We start from the raw sequence: 23,241 nt of genomic DNA, 5'->3' as shown, positions 1-23,241 counted from the left end.
CTAAAACATTTGGTGGTTTTTAATGGTTTTTATTAACATTTATTGAAATGAATTATTTTTAAAATACTGATTATCAAATAATAGAAAATACATTGAAATAAACGTCATAGAATTCATAACCCGGAGGTCACGAGTTCAATTCTCGTTCTCGCTACAAATAAAAGGTCAACAATAGTTGACCTTTTTAAGTTTTATGGAGTACGTCGTTTACATACTATATTCTCAAAAGCATCAAAAATCCTATACAGGTATTTCATCTAATTTAATCTCTCGATTCCATTCTCATAATAAATATGCAACAAAAGGCTGGACAATATCCTACAGACCTTGGATTGTAATTCATATAGAATTTTTTGAATCCAAAAAGGAAGCTCTTTCTAGAGAAAAATGGTTCAAATCGGGAATAGGTAGAAAGGAAAAAAAAGAAATTATTAATCAGTTTTTCAACATAGTATAAAGGTAGGATTCATATCCGCCAGAGGCGGACACGAGTTCAATTCTCGTTCTCGATACTTAATAATGAAGCAGTTACATTCATTTTGTAACTGCTTTTTTTATTCTCCTAAAACATACCTAAAACACTTTTATGATATTTTTTAGTTTACTAAATAGATAGATTCATCTATGAATCGTACTGAAATAGTAAGTCCTTGTGTAAAAAACATCCATTTCTTTCACTCATTACAATTATCTAATGTATTTTCAGTAAAAAGCTTTTCATAACGTTTTGTTAGGTTTCGAATATTCACTAACCATCGATTACTCCTAACATTAATCCGTATATTATTCTCAGTAACAATAACGTATGAGCAATTCTTAATTAGGTGTATTTATATACGCTTTACCGCTTTACTCTCCCCTTGATCGTGAACCTGCCTGCCGACAGGTAAGTCTCGCGAGCTCGATTTACCGCTTTACTCCCCCTTTGGTCGTGAATCTCGCGAGCTCGATTTCGCGAAAGCGTATATAACTTATTACACATAAAAAAGAGCTTCTTTTTTTTAGAAACTCTTTTCTAGATAGTCTAAACACCACACTCAACTATCATTATTATTGTTCTGTAGATCGATATCTAGAGGCTACTTCATTCCTAATAGTCCCAATATCCCCTAGAGAGATGTCTATTCCTTTGTCATCTACCAATTCTTTAATAGTAAGTATTAAATCTAATGTTGGGATGTCAAAATTTCCTCCTGCTGTGCGTAACGCCGAAGCCAATAGTTCTAAATTTTCATTTTTCATGTGTTATATATTTTTATTAATTATTTTTTACTGAAACCCTTCGTCTATTGTAGGAAAATCATCTATAGGATCACCGTCTCCTCCACTTCCATCACCATTTCCACCACCATTATTATCTAAAGGACCTCCATCACCAGGGCCTCCAATATAAGGGCCAGATTGTGACCAATTAAAAGTGCGTCGAATAGCTCCTGCTCTCACTTCTATTTCACCCGATCGAATTTCTGAATTATTGACAGAGATACTTACAGTAAATCTTCCATTGCCTGATCCATCTGATCTACTTAACGTAGTGGCATTTGCTCCTGATATTTCTGTCACTGTCCAATGTGTATTACTAGTTACATTGATAGGAATTGTTTCTGGTAAATTAGATCCATCATAAAGACTAGGTTGAATTGTTAAATAATCCGTTGGTGGATCGATAAATGGATCCCAAGTTTCTCCTCTCCAAAGACTTAAACTGATATTTGTTGTTCTATTAAACTTTTGATTACCAGTATGCGAAAGCCATTCTGCGGCAAGATCTCTGAGATTTGCTGGGCTCGTCGAAGAGCGTCCCATCTCTGTTAAAATTTGTTCAATACTTATTGAACCACTACTTGGTAAACCCATCTCTTATTGTTTTTAATTCTTCTTTCAGTGATTTGATCTCTGCGCGCAGTTCTTGGATTCCCTGTACAGCTAATACTGCCCCCATTTTATCATAAGACATACTATAGTATTCTTCATTTTCATGAACCCACTCTGGAAAAACGTCTTTTACTTCTTGCGCTATGAATCCTAGTTGTCTTGCTTGATCTTTAGCTTGATCTTTCCATTGATAAAATGTAGGCTTAAGTTGATCTATTTTATCAAGAATATTCTCCTGTATCGGTTTAAATGCTGTTTTTAAACGCTTATCAGAGTAAGCCGTTACGTTACCCGCAGATGTAATACTTCCGGCAGCATATATAGTCCCACTTGTCCATATATTATCACCAAGAGCAACTCTAGGAGCTCCGTTTTTACACCAAATTGCTTGATGACCTCCAGCCATAGTACCTCCAGTTGGGTTATTAGTGTGTTTATAAGCAAACCCATATAAATTCCCAAAATTAACTCCTGTTTGAGATATTTTGTAATTAGTTCCTATAGACCAAATATGACCTACTTTGGTAGAGTCATAAATGCCATAAATACCTGCTTGTCTTGTTGATGTAGAGCCTACTGCAAGTGTTCCTGTAAATGTATCATTTGCATCTGATCGTAAGAGAGAAGCCCCATTAATGCCATCTACTTTTTCAGAATCGACTGCTTTTGCTGTTTTACCTAGATATTTACTCGTTAAGGCAGTTCCCCCTTCATATAAAGCGCCTGCATATACTTTTGCATTGGATGATGTTTTGGTTTTTGATCTATCAGCATTAAAATGAAATGCATTATTTGCATCATCATAACTAATAGCGTCTACATTATCTGCTCCATTATGTGTAAAAATCAAATATTCATTATTCCAAGATCTATGTTCATCTACTCCATCTCTTACAAATCCAGAAGAGTCAATTCCATCCAATTTATTACTATCAGCAGCTTTTGCTGTTTTTCCTAAATATTTATTACTTAATGCAGTTCCACCTTCATAAATAGTTCCATTAAACCGAGCATTACCACTAGCATCTATTCCTGCTACTTCATTATGATCATTCTTAAATACAAAACCTCTGTTTGTACCTCCTGTCATTCTAAAGTACATGTTATAATCTGAAGTCGTATCCCCACTTACTCTTCCTCCCCAAGTACCATTTGTGGCAGAAGACATATATATTTTATAGTTATCATGACCCCAAAATCTTACTCCCTTACCATCTCCTAAGGTCATACTCATATTACCGCCAACTGTTAACGCTCCTGCAGCCGTAACTGTTCCTGATGTAGTTACTTTAAATTTATTTCCGCTTGATCCTACTTCAAGCTGGCCATCTGTTCTTAGCTTACCTGTACCGCAATAGATACCAGCAGTAAAAGCACTATCAGGATTTATCCTTAACCAACCATCATCAAATCGTATAACCCTTTTTCCATCTCCAAAGTAAGATTCTCCATTAGAATATATATTTCCAGCTGCAGTAACAGTACCTCCAGAAGTTACTTTAAATTTATTACCTTCAGAACCTATTTCAAACTGACCATCTGTTCTTAGTTTACTTGCTCCACAGTAGATTCCCGTACCAAATCTAGTAGCAGCTGTTGTAGAAGGGTTTAATCGTAACCAACCATCATTAAATCGTATAATCTCTTTCCCATCTCCAAAATAAGAAGAACCTTGACTTCCTGCTCCTGCATATACATTACCCGCTACATGTACACTCTCTGCTGTAGCAATATCATTAAATGCAATTACTTTATTTACATAGATATCTGCATTTGCATGTGTTTTATTCTTACCTCTAGCTGCATTAAAATAAAATCCATTTGTATTTGGGTTAAAACTAATAGCGTCTACATCAGATGTAGTATTGTAATTAAAGATCAAGTAATCATCAAAGAAAGCATTATTTTCATTTCTATCTTTACGAACATAATTAGTTGCTGTACTTTCTTTTAAAAACCCTTGACTATTTGCCCAACTTTGTGTAGCGACTCTTTGGTTATTTTCAAATATAGCTCCGTCACTAAAACGCATATAGGTATCCTTGGTAGAGAGACCTAAATTTCCATGAGCTAATACTTCTTTATCAAACCAAAATTTAGGAAGACCAGTTTGAAAATGAAAAGCTGTATTATTTATAGATCCTATATCAGCATGTCCAGAAGGAGATTGAATTCTGACAACTCCTCCGTCTATATGAAGCTTTTTTTGCGGATCATTGGTTCCTATCCCAAAATTATCATTCCCATCTATAAAAAGTGTATGTCGTGCACTAATCCCTTTTCCAAATGCCATTTTATCAATGTCCGCATTGTACCATATAGACCCTTTATCTACTCCTAGATGTTGTAAACTTAACGATACATGATCATTAACAGTATTTATAGCTAAATGTGGTCGTGTAGGCGAGAATGTTCCTTTAACCTCTAGTATAGCGCCTGGTGTTTCTGTTCCTACACCTACATGTCCTGTAAATCCTCCTCCTGTTTTAGGCACATACTCATCATTTACGGGCGGTGTAATTGCTACAACGGTACCATTAGATAAGGTAATGCTTATAATCCCATTAGGAGCTGTAGATACATCTGTAATGGTGTGTCCATCATTCATATGTCTGAATGCATCTATCAAGTCTGCAAATTGATCTTCTTCTGGAATATCTCCTTTTTGAAAAAACGTTTTGAGTGTTTCTTTAGATTTTATAAATCCATCAATTGGAGACAAAATAATATCTCCTGGAGGTCCTCCAGTACCTCCAGGACCTATTTCTTCTATATCTATAGGCACTGGTTCTATAGGTACAGGCACAACTGGGTTTACTTCTGCTATTTCTTCTAGTTGTCCATCTACCCCTCCTACTTCTTGTCCTGTTGTACCATCTAATTCTTCTCCTTCTGTTCCTGTTATTTCTTGTCCTGAATCTTCCATTTCTTATTCTTTATTTTTTATTGTTAATCTATAAGCTTATCGCTTGGAATCGTTATTAAGTTCTTTGTCACATTAGATAAGCCTGCCGAGTTCTCTACATCTACTCTAAAGTGATGAAAGACTGTATCTGACTCCCCGTCTATAGTTGAAAGTTCATCTGGAGTGAGTGACGTTTCTGTTAATCGCAAGCTTACCTTTTCTTCATTACTTTCAAATTCATGAATTTTTATCCAGTTCCCTTGTGTATTCATTTTATACACATAGTATATAGGGTTATACACAGTTTGTTTCCATTCTATGCTTATGTTCTCTCCACTAGCGTCTCCTGCCGAAGTATCTATCGTATAAAAGATGTCAGGAGTTATTGGATTTGTCGATTCTGTAATCGTACTTATGATCAATCTCGAAGCATTAGAAGGCGCTAATTCTGTCATCACTTTTTCTTGCTCTCCTTCTCCTATGGTATATGAAACTTCTCTACTCACGGTTGCTCTATAATAGATAGCATCTCCATAAGGAATTTGTAACAAGTCTTCAAACTCATCTATAATTGTAAGTGTAGATTCTCCTACTTGTCCTGTTAATCGTACATCTATAGTTTTTACTAACTCCATGCTTCTCACCGAAGATGATTTTGCAGGATCTAGTGTTCTGTATAAACTTAAAGCTGTTATTTTCTGATTTGCAGGATAACTATTAAATTCAAGAGTGATCGCAGGTATTGTAACACTGTTATCCAGATAGTTTTTTTCTACATTACTAGTTTCATTAATTTCTATATCTGAAATTGTTCCATCTGCACTGTAGATAGAAAAATCTGCCCATAACAATACATTCTCATCTAATTTTAGTGTATAAAACGTTCTTTCATTATTTTTAAATAATAATTGTTGATTACGCCTTTCTATCAAAAGTTTACTATCCTCATTATAAGGGATACCCTCAACAATATCTTCACCTTTACTAATCACATATAGAAGTCCATTTTCACTTGTTCTAATACCGTACTCAATAGCATCAATATGTCTATTTTCATTAAAAGCAGCGAGTCCTACTGCAACTACTTTATTGGGTTGTACTTTAAAAGAAAGCGAACCGTAAAAAGGAATATATTCTAAACTTATAGCACTACTATCCCAAGCATTTGTTAAAGATTCTTTTGCTAATATGCCTTCCGGCGAAAATGTACTATTGTCTAAACTTGTTATTGTAAGAGGCAATGCTCCTGACGTGCTAGATTGTAAAACCTCTTTATCATAATATCTTCCAGAAGTATACAATGTTAGATTTGTGACTGTAGCAATTTTATTTCTCACAGAAACAGTTACTAAAAGGTCTATAGGTGTTTCTATCTCTATTTGATATACTTCTACTCCATCTCTTAAGAAATACAGTATTTTTCCTATTCGTTGAATTTGTAATACTGTATTGCTATCATACGTTCCTACTGTCGTTAATACTCCTTTATCACGTACTATTAAGTCTCCTTTATGAGTACTGATAAATCCATAATCGACGGTTTCTGTCTCTTTATTGATATGCATTTCAGACAGTCCAATGATAATAGCACTTTCTGCAATGACTTGGTAAGAAATCATCGCATTTCCTTCTAGAATTTGCTTACTTGATGCTCCACCAAAAACACCTCCCCCATGTACAATAGTATCATCTGTAATTGTAAGGTTCTCTACAGAAACAAAATCTAATGGTATCCTCTTAAGTCCATACGTTTTATCAGCCAACCTTGGAAGTGCTCTTCTTATTTCTGGTGCAACAGGAGGGTTTGTATTTACTAAGTTAATAGGTCCTGTTACTGGGCTATAATCTCCCATTTGCATTGCGCTCGAAAGTTCACGTACTGCATAAAAGTATATGTTATTTGATGTCCCATCCAATGTAAAATCAGTAAACTGTAATTCATTCTTTGTAGCGCTTCTCTTTGCCATTGGCGCGATATCATATACATCATCTGTAGGTTTTAATAATTTCCCATTTCGATCCCTAATGATCTGCTTTTTATTGATAGGCTGATACTCAATATCTGTACGGATTTGATCATAGATTAATGGAATCTCTGTTAATGGGATAAATACGTTTAGTACTGTTTTTTCTATATAATCTGCTAACGTAGTATCATCACCTGCTCCTTCCCCTGGAATAATAACTGTTCCCGGACTGATAGTTCCAGCAGTTACATTATCTATTCTAGGTGTAGGGGTTTCTTCTTTATTATACTTATCAATATCTCTATTGATTAATTGAAATAAAGCGGTTTTATCTGGGTTTGGAAATCTATATCCTTCTTCCGTATCAGGAAATTTTTCAAACTCACCTCCATGTGCGTCATAATCAAATTCAATTAAATTTCTCCATCGAGACGTTGCATATACATCTTTTGTCAATGAATTAAGTTGCGTTTTAATTTCATTAATCGTACTTGATTCATATAGAGCATTTAAAATTCCTTGTTCATCTGCTCTACTATATTGTACTGCAAATGGTTTATGATTAAATGTTGTTGTAAGTGTATATGTTGCTTTTCCAAAACTATCTGGTCTTGTCGCATAATTAGCACCTATAGGCAACTGTGGTCGTAAAGGAGGAATAACTGCTTGACTAAACATATTGGCAGGTGTTCCTATATTAGAATAATGTGTTGTTACAAATTCGGGAGGGTTACTTTCGCTGTGACTATATTCATCACCTTTGGCTCTCACACTAAAAATTGAATATCTAAGTGTTTCTTCTCCTGAAGGTTGCAAAGCATCACTTGTTAATCCAAAATCGGTATCTGCATACAGATATACTTTATATCCTGGATAGAAATTGATTGCAATGTTTCCTGTTGTTTGTATAGGATTTTCTGATTGATATCCTATTATATCTCCTGTATCTGGATCTAGGACTTCTTGATCAAACGTATCATCAATAGCATAGAGAATCAATCCATCTGTAGTCCCTATATTCTCAATTTTAACTACTTTCAATGTGCGTTTAGCACCATTAGGATTTGCTTGAGACGGAATTCGTACAGCTCCTCCCTGCCATTCAACTGAATTTCCTGTAGCGTTAAACTGAGGATGCTGTGTTAACGTCTTACTTAATTGAATTTTATAAGTCCCTCTATGAATAGATGCTGTTTCTTCATTATTTTCATCTACCTCACTAGTTTCTAATACAGGCGTAATTGTCACAGTATCATCATAAATTCCTCTGAATTTTTCCAGAAGTAATTCATTAACATCTGAACCACCACTTGTCTCTACAAGTGCCCTATATATTGTTTTCACCTCTTCAGGTATTTGTACTTTAAAACTGCTTGGATTTCCTGTACCCCAACTATCAATCGTCAACATATTCTCAATAGCCATAAATATCTCATCTCCAGAAATATCAGGTCCTTCTAAAGGTCCTTCTGTTGTATTTCCTTGTAGTGCATCACCTACAGCTTTTTTATACACTTTAATTAATGAATATCCATTGCTAGCGACACTTATACTATGAATGACAAATTGTTGTTGTCCCAATATTAAAATACCTCCTGTAAAATTTGCTGGTGGTGTATTTTCTGGTAATTCAGGTTTAATTTTCACAAACTCATATTCACCAGTATCTTCGTTTTTCACCTTTTCGCTGTAAAGCAAATAATCATTAGTAGTGAGTACTGACACAGCTTGATCAAGAGGATCATCTTCTGCCATTATAATCTTACCTCGAATATTTTGAGGAATACTATTTCTAAAGAATATTTCAATTTCATTAGCAAAAATTTCATTTTGATCTGGTCTAAACGCATCAGGTTCTAGTAATTCGTCATCAGTAAATAGAACTCGATCATCGCTACTTATTGGATAATTAATAAGTTCTTGCTCATGATTATAGCTAAACATAAGTCTTGCTATTGTTGGATCGTCTGCTGTATTATCATCAACACGTATTTGTTCACTAGTCGATGTTAGAATTAAAGGATCTTCTTCTACTACGTGTAATGCATGTAAAGCTGCTGGCGGTTTTAATAAATTAATAGCAGGAAACTCCGTTCTAATTTCTAATGGATTTTCTATACTCACATTAGATCTTCCAAACCAATTGATCCCATAGCCTAGATATTCATGAGTTCCTTCCTCTAAAATTCTATGTATAAATAAAGGTTCTCCCATTAAAGGAATAGGTAGTGGTACTGTTTCACTAGTAGGATTTGGTCCTGCAGTCAAATAATCAGCACTACTTGAAATCTCAGGTTTTACCCAATCATTTCCTGTTCCTTTTTCTTTATAAGAGATTCCTGCATATACTGGATGTGTCGCTTCTGAATAATTAAACTCATCTGAAGTTTCATAGAAATCTTCATTTTCATGTTCTACTTGTTCTTTAGCATAAATTGATACATATCGTTGCCTTCCTACATCTGTATATCCATTAGGATCTGTAAGCGTACTATTTTGATCTAGTCCTGTTCTTTTAATTCCTGGTTCTATTTTTAATAAATCTACTGGATACGGTAAACGTGAATCTTGTTTACTCGTAGGTACGGTCATATATAGATGTTGTAAGCCATCAGGATTCAACACCCCTCCTCCTAAAATGGGAGATCCTCCTAAATCTGCTGCTGTATGGTACTCTACCATATAGACAAACTTTTGATCATCGTTTTCTATAGCTACATCTAAATGTCCTAGTCCCATCATTCTTGCCATATGGTAATCTGTCCCTGCTAAGAATAACATATTGAGATTAGACACTTCTTGTAAATCTCTTACGCCATCAGAGTTATTAGGATCTGTAAAATCAATCGTTTCTAATGCTCGTGGATTTCCTTCGTTATTACTTAATTCTATATACTTAACGATGATTTGTTTTAGATTTCTATCACCTTCTTCTCTAGGTCCATTCCACTTGTCTCGATAATTATCTAGATTGGTTAAACAATCATTGTTATATCGAGGCCATTTCCCATGGACAGTATCTGGTATATTTTCTAATCGTTGAAAAGCTTCTTCGTCTGAAGTTGTCAAAGAAAAATCTCCTAAAGACACCCAATTTTGAGCTTCATTTGTTGTATGTAAGAAGGTTTGATATAACTCTAATTCAATGGTAGTCACATAGCAATTAGACGCTTTGAAACGCACCGAACGAATGTTATCACCACATTGGTGTGTATCATGTAAAGCTGTACTTGTAAATGTTTTTCTTCCAATAACATTTTTTGCCAGACTTAAACGATTTGCTTCTACCGACAAAATTTCTGTTTGTAGATTACTTGTATTTGTTTGTTGATTTGTGGTCAATGTGACTCCAAAAGCCAGCTGATCTCTGGTTTCTACTTCTATCAAGCCATCTCCATAAGCTTCTAAAAAACCGAATCGATTTCCTTCTTTAGGATCTATGGTATCTAAGAGTCCTAAATATCTGTCTTTATCTCTAAAAACGACATAATATTTATTCCCATTCATTGTATATAACCAATAGGCGTTAGAGTGATCTATCGTTTGTGGTTCGTCTGCTAAAGAAATGACTTGTTGTTCCTTAACATAGGGAGCTCGATACACTTTTACATAATCGCCTGGTTTATTAAAATTAGCGGTTCCTGTTGCTAGATTTCCTTTAGGCAAATGTTCATCCCCTAATTTGTTTTTAAATGCCCAACGCAAGTGTATTCCGGGTATACTTTGATCTCCATCTCCATCTACGGAGCCTGCTGCTTGTAGATAGATATGGGGAGATTGTACTTGTGCTGTATCTGAAATAGGTATTACGTCTACAAACCTAACTTCTGTTGTTGTCGTAGAAAGTACATTGTTCAACGTAAAAGTAAGAGTCGCTGTAGTAGGTTCTGTTATAGAAGTTAACATTGTCATATACGACCCATCATTATTGTTAATCGTTTCTGATACACTTCCTATAGAAGTATCAATATTAACATCGTGACCTGATTGAAACAGAGCTGTTCCATCTTCATCTCGTAATTGAACCGTCACTGTAGTCATTGCGATACCGTTAGCCAAAATGCTTGGTGGATCTGCAGTAATTGTAGACGCAGTTACATCTGGTTCTTTGTAGAATCTTACTTGTGTACTATCTTGAGCAATTTGTCCATTAATAGTAAAAGTCAATAGTGCCGTTTGTGTTAAATTAGATGATGTTAACTCAGCTGTATATGTACCATCACCATGATTGATTGTATGACTTAAAATACCAATATCATTTGTTATAATTTCTACTGTATGACCTCCTATAATATTTGCTCCACGACTATCCTTTAATTGAACCGTAATTGTTGACATAGATTCGCCATTGGCAGGAATTAGAGGGTCAGAAGCAATGATAGTGGATTCATTATTACTAGCCTCTTTATAAAAGAAAATAGTCTCAGTATCATCTGCTGCTACTCCGTCTATTGTAAAAGAAACTGCGGCAGTTTCTTCCTGAGTACTTGATGTGAGTTCAGCTGTATACGTACCATTTTCATTATTCAAAGCGTTACTTATATTACCAATACCATTTGTTGAAAATATTTCAATTATTTGACTCCCGATAATATTTATACCATTATCATCTTTTAATTGTACGGTAATTATAGACTTTGAAGTTCCATTAGCTAGTATCCTAGTTGGACTTGCACTAATCGTAGAAGTACTTCTACTCGCTACCTTGTAAAACTCAACTGTAGCCTTCTTTGTTGCTGCCTGAGAATCTATTGTAAAAGATAAGGTTGCTGTCTCTTCTGATGAACTTGATGTTAATTCAGCAGTATACGTCCCATCTCCATTATTGGTAGTATTCCCTAAGTTACCTTTACCATCTGTTGAAATTTTTACTGTATGATCGCCTATAATATTAGCTCCAATACCATCTTTTAACTGTACGGTAATTATAGACTTTGAAGTTCCATTAGCTAGTATCCTAGTTGGACTTGCACTAATCGTAGAAGTACTTCTACTCGCTACCTTGTAAAACTCAACTGTAGCCTTCTTTGTTGCTGCCTGAGAATCTATTGTAAAAGATAAGGTTGCTGTCTCTTCTGATGAACTTGATGTTAATTCAGTAGTATACGTCCCATCTCCATTATTGGTAGTATTACCTACGTTACCTTTACCATCTGTTGAAATTTTTACTGTATGATCGCCTACGATATTGGAATCACTACCGTCTTTTAATTGTACTGTAATCGTAGATTTAGATTTACCATTAGCCAATATTTTTGTTGGACTTGCACTAATCGTTGACCTAATTATATCGACAGGACTAGGACAAATTTTAGTAGAGTTCCAATTTATCCCTATAGTAGTATAATCGACATTAGTTACCTGAACTTCAGTGTTTTCTATATTTAATGGATTCTCAATATTAGATTGATATATATCATTTATAGTAATAGTTGAAAGAGATAATGGGTTACTTTCTAAACAACTATTTGATTCTAAATTAAGATTTGATTTATTAATAAAATAATTATTACTGTTATGTGAACTGAAGAATGAGAATTGGTTTTCTATAATATGAATACCTTCGGTCATTATTGAATAATTCTCTGTATTCTTACCCCATAAGACTTTTAAACCATTACTTAATTTATAAATTTCATTGGATTGATATAGCATACCTGCTGATCTCTTTATCAATAGAAAATGATTTGATTCCTTAGGAGAAATCTCAAGTAATATACTTTGGTTTACCCCTACAAAATCTGTTAATATCAATCCTTTATTTATACTTAAATCACCTAAACTAACAGTTATGATATGCTCTACTGCTGATGAGGCTAAAGGTCCATAACTAAATAGAAGGATTAAGTTGTTTCCTGATATTACTGAAGATATTCCTGAATGAATCCTAGAAGAATCACTACTCGTATTTTTAATAGAATTTGTAGCAATCAAATTTAAATTCAAATCAAATTTTGCTATGAAACAAACAGATTTATTTTTAACACTTGAGCTAAAAAGTGTTCGATCTTTACTAATTATATATATATGATTTTGATCTGAAGTAATTACATCAATATCAAAACCTCGAGAGCTTTTTCTTATTCTTTTTTTATTTACAACTACCCCTGATCCATCTATAAGAATAAGATCTATTATTGAATTAATAATAAATCTATTAGTGTTAATTCGTATTATATTTAAATCATCTACTTGATGTCTTATACTATTTCCTTGATCATATTTTTTAAACCAATTTATATTTCCTGTGTTGTTAATACTTAATACACATAGCTTTTCTGATGTTTCAGATGAAGAGTTTTTATATGTTCCTATTAAAATAACATCTCCATTTTCTCCAGAACACATATCAACAAAATAACCAATCCCAGAAAGACGTTTTTGCCAAATAAGATTTAAATCAAAATCTGTTTTAAAAACATTAGGATATGTAATATTTTGTAGAAATAACTCATTGTAGACTCTCCAATATAATCCAGTGGCATCTTTCCCTATTAATCTTACAGGATGTGAATCCCCATTAATCGTTATTTGTTTAACAAAAAACTGATTTTCCATAACTCCCTACTAATTATTAATTCTTAAATTTTCTATTGTAACTTCTGTTTGATTGATATAGGTGTTACCGTCCCATTTTAAATACCTGAATAGTATAGTTCTCTGATAATTTGAAATTTGTACTAATGGTATCTCTTCTCTTATTTCTTGCTTCATAATCAGGCATTGTGCATAGTCTTTGGAATGCAGTACCTTGAATTTGTCATTATCATCTCCGCTGTTATTTAATACAGAAATGGTTTTTAAATCTGTATCTGTAGTTCCCATAATGACCTCTCGTGGTATATTTGGATTATTAAAGGGTTCTGGATTGCGAATTAAGATTCCTATGATGGTTCCTTCCGCATTTCGTAATCGGTTGAATTCTGTGGTGGCTGCAGGGTCCATCGGTTTGATACCTAATAATCCCTCTACAACTCTGTCAAAAGGGTCTATTTCTTTCGCGAAAGCGTTATTATTCATACCACTACTTACTACATTATAAGCTTCAGTAATTTGTGATACACTTGCCGAAATAGATAGGTCATATATCGCTTCTCTAGTAATATTTCCATCTATATCTTTGAGTAAATAGCTTTCTACTTGTTCTTTAAAATTTTGATAACGAGATGTCTGAAAATTAAAATCGTGCACTTGTACTACTGAGTTTTCATAATGACTGTTGACAATTGCAGTATATAGTTTTTGCGGTTTTAGATTATTAATAATTACTGTTGTATTGTAACTTTTAGGTATAATCACATCTCCCAATTCTATACGACAACTACCTAAACTCGCGTCTCCATTAGTACCGTCTACCATATTCTGTAGCGTTTGCACATAAGATGCTAATTGCGGATGGGCATCAGGATCCCAAGATTCTTGTCCGCTTGGAATTTCTGTGGTTTCTTCTCCAGGTATTGGTGGATTATTTAAAATCACATTTTCAACAGGGTCTTTAATGAGTACCTGCATTCTTCCCGAGAGTTCTGAGAATGCTCCAAAAGCGCCCCAGTCTTCCATCATATGATTGAGATAGGGTTTATTGAAAAATAGTTTAATTTCATTATTCCCATCTTCGGTTCCATAAAACAATGGTTTTGCATTCAGTAAGCTTCCATTCGCATTAGGATACGAACGTTGGTAATCTATATAACTCGCAAGACTTGTTAATGGATATGCATTAGGATCTACTAATTGTCCAGCTGTATTTCTAGTTCCTCCATAAGTTACATTAGGAGCATTATGATAATGTCCTATAGGTCCTGCTGTTTTAAATCCAAATCTATATGGGAAGGAGTGTATTTCTTCATTATTTACTAAATCTGAAACTGTAAATGTGACGCGATAACTAGTATCTGGTCTCCAGATAGGCGTAGCTACTTGCTCTACGGCATCGACACTATTCATAAAATCACTAGTAATTGCTTCTTGCCCAGGAATTTCTTGATTATATGCCCAATCGTGAACTGTCAACCATTGTACTTCGTGTAAAAGAGTGAAACACTTTTCTGAAGTATCTGTCATTGGTGGTAATGCAATACCGTCATTTCCAAACGCATTTTCTCCTACAATAAATGTCCCATTAATATCATCATCTTTGATTTGCATAGCGCCAATGCCTCTTGGAGGTGGGATGCTCATATCGCAACCTATATTTTTGGCTTCTTCTAATTCTGAAATCAATAAGTCATAACGTTCTTGATCTTCTCTATCTAATGATGCTCTAGGATTTAAAGAAAAACTTCCTAAGGCATTTTCTAGCAATACTGCAATTTCTTCTCGAATACGATCGATTTCTTCTTCATTTTCTGTTTCAGGATCAATCTCTACGCGATCTATCGTATATTCATCACTACTGAATATAACTTCTTGATATAATTCTGAAGACAGTTTATAAATATCTCCATCTGGAATTAATTCATAGGATACTACGGGTGTTCCCGCTGTTTCTTCAAAAACAGCTTTATATAATTTGATACGAACCCCTCTAGCTGTACTTGATAGTTTAAGTCGTACTTCTTGTACTGCATTTGGAAATTTTAAAGCAATACCATTCGTATTTCGAATTTTTAGTGATTGTGGAAAATCAAAATTGCTATATCCAGAAGCCACTTTTCCAAACTCTGGTTGTATAAAATCTTCATCTCCTAAAATACCTGTTCCTAAAATCTGGAAATACAACTGACCAATATTAAAGAAGCTATCAGGATTGCTAAAAGGAACTGGGTATTTTTCTCCTCTTCGTCTATTTCTCCAATTGACCGTCTGTAAAGGTTTAAATTGAGCTTCGCAAAATAGTGTTGAAGCTGTAATTCCTAGTTCTTCTGGAACATACCAACCATCTTCTCCTTGTTCTGTATAAGTGAATGGATTGCTCGCTAATAATCTAATTTGATCATACGCTTTTCTTGTTTTTTGCCAATGCCCTATTTTAAAATCACTTACATCAAGATTTTCGCTACTTTTTGCTGTGACTGCTTCATAAGGATTATACCCTACCCAAGAAGTGCCATTCCAAGCTTCTAGATTCAGTCCGTTGATGTGGTATTTATGCGCTACTTGTCGTACCGTATGTCCGCCTTTTACCGTTTTATCTGGCGGGATTAATTCTACGTTATCTACAGGTGGATTGCTCACACCTCCTATAAGATTGTTTACTTCTTCAGTGATGCCCCAGCTACTTAAATGACTGTTTAGTTTATTCTGCGGATCTCTTGAACGTGTCACAGATAATCCTTTTAAAAACTTAATGTCGATATAGGTATCTAATGGTATGATCGCATTATTAAACAAGGTACTATCCCCTCTTGTATTCGCTTGATTTGTTAAGTTGATCAAACCAAAGGTTTCTCCCGTTAGCATGTGGATTCCTTGAATTTGCTCTAATGCTAAGGTTTCATCTTTTGAAGGATAGGGTAGTACAGGTGTTTTGTCTATTTGTTTATTAAACTCCCATTTGATTTCTACTTTGACATGTTTTGTTACTTTGATAAAACCTATTTTCACTCGTGCACATACACGTACTTCTGCTCTAATTAGGAATGGTCTAGGTGCTTCTACTGCTAGAATTGCATTAAAACTTACACTGGCTGAAATGATCCAGACTTTGATTTCTAATCCTCCGCCTGCTTCAAAATAGCCTCCAATTTGTGGGCGCTCAAAACTTAGCTTTCCTCCTACCTCAACAAATAACCACGCCTTTATTTTTGCAGGTCCAAACTTTTTATTGAACAAGAATTCTGCACGTGCTCCTAATTGTATCCCTCTAGCTGATAATTCTAAATAGGTTTGTGCAGTGAGTATATTTAATACTTTCCCTTCATTAGGCTGATCTTTACGACCTACATACACATACCAAGCAGAAGGATCTCTAAAGAAAAAGGCTGCTTCTACGCTAGCTTGTACGCTGATAAGTTTCCCTGTTTTTTGTGGTATTTTAAAGTCTGCTCCTACGCCTAATTCTATGGATTGATCTCCAATAGCTAAGAAGGCAAAGAAAGGCGGCTCGCCACTATCATCAAGTCCCCACTTTTTTGAGATGATACTGGCCCGCCCATCTATAACAAATAAACTCGGAATAGAAAGTAGTAACATCACTCTTGTTGAAACGACATTCACTCCTTTCGTATTAATCGTTGCTCCTGCTCCAATAGATATTGGATTCTTATATTTTCCTGTCTTATCGGGTGTATTAAACTTCTTGATATTAATTCCTCGTTTAGGATATACGTAGTAATCATACCATGTATCATCTGTATTTCCTGAAGTGAGTCCTACAGCTTCCTTCTCGGCTACATAACGATATCCAAATAATCCTCGAAAGGCTGTGATTTCTAATCCTGTCGCACCAATAGGAATTCCTGTTTTTAAGTCTACATCGGCATCAATAATAAAAGCAGGATGCTTTGGTGCTAATCGCATAGAAGCGGAAGCTGTAATTCCTAATTTTCCAATCTTAGCAGTGACGCTTCCTTCATACTCTGGAGATTCTCCAGGCTCAGGTAAGGATAGGTATCCTTTTATAATGACTGCTGCTTCTTTAGGACTTGCATTTCCAGGAATAATAAGATCTACGCCCAATGCTCTAATATGCATATAGGAATCAGGCGGATTGGATACAGGATTTCCATGTTCATCGATGTATTCATTATCAATGGTATGATAAAACTTAAGCCCATCGCCTCGAACGTCAATTCCTAATGGATTAATGCTAATGGCTCCATCAAAGCCCCAATATTTATACTTACGCATCTTGTCTCCAAACATGCGTTGATGTGATCCTTGATTGATATTAGCCACACTAATATCTACAGGTCCTAGACATAAACTAAAGCTCTCAGGAACTGCAATACTTCCTCCTACAATTTCAAATCCTGCTGGGTTGGCATAGAATCGCATCGTCGGTAATGGAATTTTTTGATTTTGATCGCATAATACTTTAGTTACTACTCCATTTGTAAATGTAAGATCAGAAGCTACCTCTACATATCCACGATCGTTCTCTCTAATGTACGCTAGTGAATAGATTGTCAAATCTGCAACATGAGGAATGCTTAATACTACTCCATCTTCTTCTGCTAATGTCAAACTGAAATCACCGTTATCATCTAAATGTCCTGTCACTAGTATTTCTGCAGGATCATTATTAGTATCTTTTAATCCGGGGATTTTCATTAATCCTTTGATATTAGATTCCACAATACTTCCTTGACTAAACGTGATATCAAAAGATGTAAGCCCTAATTCAAAACCTCCTATAGAAAAACCAACTCTTGGTGTTGCTGATGTTATGTTCGCTTTCGCTAAATATGAATTATATGTTATAGGATCTTTAAATGTGAGTGTTTCTCCACTAGCTGTATCTATTACACTAAAAGGGTACACAAATCGAATTTGCTGATCCAAATTATAATGAGCAACCAATTCAGCATGATTAGTTAATGTTGCTACTTCTAAAACATTGGTATCTGGATTGGTTCTCGTAGCTGAAACTGGGTATTGAACAGTAAATTTACTTTGATAATACTCTGTAATAGTACCAGCTGCCAGCAATACTTCTAATGCGATTTTACCTGATAACCCGCCTGTACCTACTAGCAAGTTATACCCACTAATACGTGCGGTATCTGCTGTATCATTTTCTTGAAACCATTTTTTAGGAAGTGTAATCGCTGCATAATCAATATATACTCCTTTAAAATCTTCTGAACGTCCATCTGCAATAGCTTCTGGAATATTAGACGTGTTACTTAAATCTAATTTTAGTCCTTCGAACTCGGCGATCAGGCCTGTGTTGCCTATTTCTGAGCGCGTGAAAGAAAAGTTACTTTCATTGATAAATTCAAAACCATTATTAGTAGAATATTCTAAAGCTCCAACATTAAAAGTCAATCCAGATCTTGCTGGTTCTTCAAGCTGATTTAACTCTTCATCTACGGGTATTAACCAAGTCCTAGGAAATAATAGACCTAAATTTACTTGTGGAATAGAAACATTAAACTTTAATTTTAATATTTCAGAAATGTCGGTAGATTTTAAATTTCCATACCATTTCTCCAATAATCTTTTTAATCTCTCAAAACTATCAGCGAAAGAGTCTGCTGACAAAAAAGTGTCAAAAATGTATTTATATAAATTGATATCTAGTCTTTCTATATTATTAATGATTTTTGGTAGTTGATCTATTTCAGACACATTATTGTTTACCGGAATTGTTGTAAAAAAATCATCATTAATTTGATTAACAAATAGTTCTAGTGCATTAGTTTGCTCATAAAAGACTGATAATACCTCTCCTAGTAAATCTTCTTTTGAAATTCCTGCTAATTCAATCAAGATTTCAAAAATTGAATCTATAGAATTGGTAAAACTTTCAAATGAAAATTGATTAAAATACTTTAGCACTTCCCAACGATATTGAAAAGAAATAGGTATTTCTGATATTCCTTCATCTGTAGGGTTTATAACTAAACTAAATCCACTAGCAAAGGGAACATCTAAACCTAATTGTTTTATAGATATTAAGGTTAAACTATAGTATCCAGATTCTCCATGATAGCTTTTACTTACTATCAAATCTTTAAAGTAAACTTTACGTAATACATTTTCTAATGCCTCTTTAATTCCTTCTAAATCGGAAGGAATTTTTTCTAATGGCAATAAGTCTGATATAACAGGATATATTTGATTCTCTAACATTTGATATTTTTTTTATTCATAACAACACATTGATTATAAGGGGTCTAAATAGACTCCTTTTTAAGGATAGAATATTTCTTCCTTTTAATGGTTCTTACTAATTATTTGTGTTTTTGTTAGCTGAATTTGAAGTCAGTAATACTCCAATTTTATAACTATTTGCTAACTCTTCTATTGATGGATTTCCAAAAATTGATAATATATCGTTAATAAAATCAAAATAGGAATCAGTCAATTCTATAACTGGTTTTCCATCTTTAATTAAATCTGTTCGATTATAAATACCAGCTTCAAGACTAAATCCAAGTTTCGCCTTTGTTATTGCTCCTAGGCTTCCTCTTCCACTGAATGAGCCTGTAAGATTCCCTTCTAGATAAAAGTTTAAATTTGATTTTTTAAGTAAAAATAAGATTGCACTTTCCATAATCAAGTAAATTTCTTTTAAGTGAGGAGAGATTGTTTTAATAACCTCACTAGAACTAGCAACTGTACCTGAGAGTATTCCCTCTTGGTCTAGTATTTTAATAAAATCACCAATTATATTTATATAAGATCTTAGGTTTTGATTTAGAAAACTCAACTCTTCTTTATTGTATAAATCTTCAAGATTAATTAATGCACGAGTATAAATATCTGTTAGTATAGATGAATTAACAGAATCTTCTATAGTCAATGCAATAATATCTTGAGTTGCTTCTTTAACAATTTTTGACATCTCCTTTTCTACTCTTTCATACTTAATTATATCCTCTCCAACAAATTGAGATTTAGATGCTACAAATTGAAGATATCTATATACAAATTGTGCAGTTTGAATAATTTCTTTTAATTCAAGATTAGCCCCAATATCTATAGCAGTAGAAAATGAAAGGAAATTCTTAAAAAGATCTTTAAAAAAATCATCGCCGTCTATATCAAAAAAGTTTTTATATTTTTTTTGAAGTTTAGTTCCTGATTTCGTAACTATATTTCGAGCTTTTTTGCTGTTTTTATTAGTTATTCCATCTCCAATAACTATTTTTTTTCTTAAGCTTATGTTATGGAACAAGTCTATAAAATTTTCGAAAACATCCCAATAACTAGCATCATTATCAACATCATCAAAAAGAACAGTAATTATATATTCTTTTAATTTTGTAAAATCAAACCAAAATATAGATTCTGTTCCTATACTTAATGGATCATCTAAACTACCTGAGTATAATTTAAGTCCAACGGTTTTAGTTATATTATTTTCAGGGTCAAAAACACCATACAATGCATTTGCAACTGGAAAATGGTTTAAAAAATTATGCTGATCAGGAGTTGTTTTTCGTGTGTACTCAAGATTTAGTAATAAAGCCATGCCTAGATGTAAATTAAACGTAGGAGTAAGCGGTATAACTTCTTCAGCTAATCCTGTAATGAATTGTGCTATAAAACTTCCAAAACTTATTTCTAATGATTGTCCAGATTCTGCATATAATTCACCTTCAAGAGAAACTTTACTTGGCATCCTAAAACCTTCTTCATAAACATCAGGCAAATTCTCAAATTCTGCTTTATAAGTAAATTTCCCTCCATACTTTCTAAATCCTTCTGCATCGGCACTGAAATCTAATTTATCTAGTAAAGCTAGTATCCCCCCAGGTTTTAAGTTATTATTTTTTTCTCCTTTATTATTAGAGAACTTTTCGTTCTTATCATCTCCCAATTCTACAAAAGCCTCTCCATAAACTTTACCTTGAAGATACACTCCTGCATCCCATTGAACTAGATATTCCTCTGGATCTATATTAGCAGATAAAAAATAATCAATAAGAATAAAGATGCCTTTCTCTATTACTTTTCCTAAAGGATTTTGAGTAAGATTATCTACAATAGAACTATTATTTAACATAGCTATTCCCATTGCTATTAATGGTGTATTTCCTTTAGAAATATCAAACTCATATTTACTTCTTGTTTCAAAAGCCAATACTCCTTCTGCAGCTCCTATAGCAGTTATACCATATTTAGTTTTTCGTTTACTACCTTTAGTTTTGCCACTTCCTACTTTAGAAACTCCTTTTTTCTTTTTTGCTCCTATAACAAGTTCTGGACCTATTCCTACATCTATTCCTACTTCAATAGTTGATTTTTCAAATAAAGTCATAACAAACTTATCTTCAGGAGTCACATTTCTCCAGAGATGAGAAGTTTCATACTTTCTTAGTGTACCAGGTACTCCAAAAACTGGCGCTGTTATTACTAATCCTGTATCGAGCTGAGCACCAAAACCTCTTTCCCAAAAATCATTCATTGATGCTATAAACCAATCATACATCTTACTAAAATACTCTCTAGCTTCTCTATAAGTAGTTATTACTGTTTCAACAACTTCTTCAGCTAAATCTTCGACAGTATCTAAAGTTTCTCTTACAATATTTATAAACTCTTCAAATACATTTTCTTCTACCCAATCAAGAAAAGAGTCTCCTTCTGGTTTTTCAGGCGTTATTGAATTAGGAATAGTTACTTTTTTATACATTCTTCCTACCTTAGGTTGAATATTAAGTGCATAATAAAGACCTTCTACATACGTTCTTGAAGGTAGCCAAAGCTGTTTTCCTTCTATATTTTCTATAGGAGCATCAAAACTATACGATCTACCTTCTACCTCATAAGTTTCATTTTTAAATTCCCATTGATACTCTGGATCTTTAGCTTGTAGTTTTTCTAGGTATAGTTGGTAATTAAGATTATAACCTTCATTATCATATATGTTTAACTCATCAATATCTTCATCAGTATATCGTTTATAAGGAGCTGAAAGTTCGATATTATGAATATTCTGATCTTCATCACTATTCATATATAGTAATAGATTTACGATAAACTTTAACCTTGCATCTGTTTGTATATTCCTCTGAGGAAATGTATGAATTACGTTATCAGGATTAGACAAATCATTTCTTGGATCATTGGGATCTTCTACATTGGGGTTTTTAAGAATATGATATTCCTCTCCATAATATTTATTATAAATAATAGAGATTAAACTTTCTCCAGGTTGCACAGTAATTAATTCTGCTCCAGGTTCAGGTTGTTCTACTGTTGTTGAAAAAGTAACGTCTTCTTTTTTTACAAAGAATTTATTTTGCTCACTAAGTGTTGAATCTTCTAGATTAATTTCACGATTAATAACTAAATTGTTATCTATTGTAACAATACCATAATCTTCATGAGTCGATTGTAAATAATAAAATACTTCTCCTTCTTCTATTTTTGGTCCTAATTTAGATTGATCATCTGCTTTTAAATACGTCTGAATTATTGACCCCGTAGTATTAGTCACAATTTCTAACTTTGCATTATTTTTATTTAGTACTTCTCCAGATTCTGCATCATAAAGTATATTACTTGCCATTTCTTTATCTATAGCCAATAATGTTTCACTATTTATTATACCTGTATTTTCAATACCTAGGGATTCTTGTATATTCATTACAGCCTTTTTCGTTTTTGGTCCGAAAATGCCATCGACTAAAATATTTTGATTAACTCTTCTCTTTTGGGAAACTGCATTAATAGCTACTTGTAATAAATTAATATGTGATCCTTTAGATCCTTCTTCTACAAAATCTGCTCCTTGACCTTGGTAAGTCAAACTAGTATATAAAGAAGAGTTTTTAAAATGTTTAGATACAAGTGCTCCTCCATTAACAGGGCTATATTTACTTCTAGCCTCATCTGGAATATTGTTCACTGCATTTTTTGATATATAGATTGCCATTG

Annotated in this window: 7 protein-coding genes; 1 reads left to right on the top strand and 6 read right to left on the bottom strand. The window is 33.7% G+C overall.

Features of this window, described 5'->3' with window-relative positions:
• Positions 1 to 193 precede the first annotated feature (193 nt).
• Positions 194 to 457, top strand: a complete 264-nt coding sequence (locus Q1A60_RS05760; RefSeq protein ID WP_299765218.1) for a GIY-YIG nuclease family protein — start codon at positions 194 to 196, stop codon at positions 455 to 457.
• A gap of 593 nt (positions 458 to 1,050) precedes the next feature.
• Here Q1A60_RS05760 and Q1A60_RS05755 read toward each other — a convergent pair.
• The 6 genes from Q1A60_RS05755 to Q1A60_RS05730 all read right to left on the bottom strand — a co-directional run bounded on the left by Q1A60_RS05755 (position 1,051) and on the right by Q1A60_RS05730 (position 23,239).
• Positions 1,051 to 1,242, bottom strand: a complete 192-nt coding sequence (locus Q1A60_RS05755) for a hypothetical protein (protein ID WP_299765220.1) — start codon at positions 1,240 to 1,242, stop codon at positions 1,051 to 1,053.
• 27 nt (positions 1,243 to 1,269) lie between these two features.
• On the bottom strand, positions 1,270 to 1,857 hold the full coding sequence (locus tag Q1A60_RS05750; protein ID WP_299765222.1) for a hypothetical protein: 588 nt from the start codon (positions 1,855 to 1,857) through the stop codon (positions 1,270 to 1,272).
• Positions 1,841 to 4,801 (bottom strand): tail fiber domain-containing protein, encoded by a 2,961-nt coding sequence (locus Q1A60_RS05745; protein WP_299765224.1) that lies wholly within the window; start codon positions 4,799 to 4,801, stop codon positions 1,841 to 1,843. The genes Q1A60_RS05750 and Q1A60_RS05745 overlap by 17 nt, the downstream gene beginning before the upstream one ends.
• Before the next feature lie 23 nt (positions 4,802 to 4,824).
• Positions 4,825 to 13,305, bottom strand: a complete 8,481-nt coding sequence (locus Q1A60_RS05740; protein ID WP_299765226.1) for an Ig-like domain-containing protein — start codon at positions 13,303 to 13,305, stop codon at positions 4,825 to 4,827.
• Positions 13,306 to 13,314: 9 nt separating this feature from the next.
• On the bottom strand, positions 13,315 to 19,485 hold the full coding sequence (locus Q1A60_RS05735; RefSeq protein ID WP_299765229.1) for a hypothetical protein: 6,171 nt from the start codon (positions 19,483 to 19,485) through the stop codon (positions 13,315 to 13,317).
• 97 nt (positions 19,486 to 19,582) lie between these two features.
• Positions 19,583 to 23,239, bottom strand: coding sequence for a peptidoglycan-binding domain-containing protein (locus tag Q1A60_RS05730; RefSeq protein WP_299765232.1), 3,657 nt, complete (start codon positions 23,237 to 23,239; stop codon positions 19,583 to 19,585).
• Positions 23,240 to 23,241 lie beyond the last annotated feature (2 nt).

Origin of the sequence: uncultured Dokdonia sp., assembly GCF_947492535.1 — a bacterium.
Taxonomy (GTDB): Bacteria; Bacteroidota; Bacteroidia; order Flavobacteriales; family Flavobacteriaceae; genus Dokdonia.
The sequence above is the reverse complement of the archived record's forward strand: the minus strand, read 5'-3'. Positions and strand labels throughout refer to the sequence as shown.

Coding starts and splice junctions, on each gene's coding strand:
- Q1A60_RS05755 (WP_299765220.1), bottom strand. CDS start 1,242: ATGAAAAATGAAAATTTAGAACTATTGGCTTCGGCGTTACGCACAGCA.
- Q1A60_RS05745 (WP_299765224.1), bottom strand. CDS start 4,801: ATGGAAGATTCAGGACAAGAAATAACAGGAACAGAAGGAGAAGAATTA.
- Q1A60_RS05750 (WP_299765222.1), bottom strand. CDS start 1,857: ATGGGTTTACCAAGTAGTGGTTCAATAAGTATTGAACAAATTTTAACA.
- Q1A60_RS05760 (WP_299765218.1), top strand. CDS start 194: ATGGAGTACGTCGTTTACATACTATATTCTCAAAAGCATCAAAAATCC.
- Q1A60_RS05735 (WP_299765229.1), bottom strand. CDS start 19,485: ATGTTAGAGAATCAAATATATCCTGTTATATCAGACTTATTGCCATTA.
- Q1A60_RS05730 (WP_299765232.1), bottom strand. CDS start 23,239: ATGGCAATCTATATATCAAAAAATGCAGTGAACAATATTCCAGATGAG.
- Q1A60_RS05740 (WP_299765226.1), bottom strand. CDS start 13,305: ATGGAAAATCAGTTTTTTGTTAAACAAATAACGATTAATGGGGATTCA.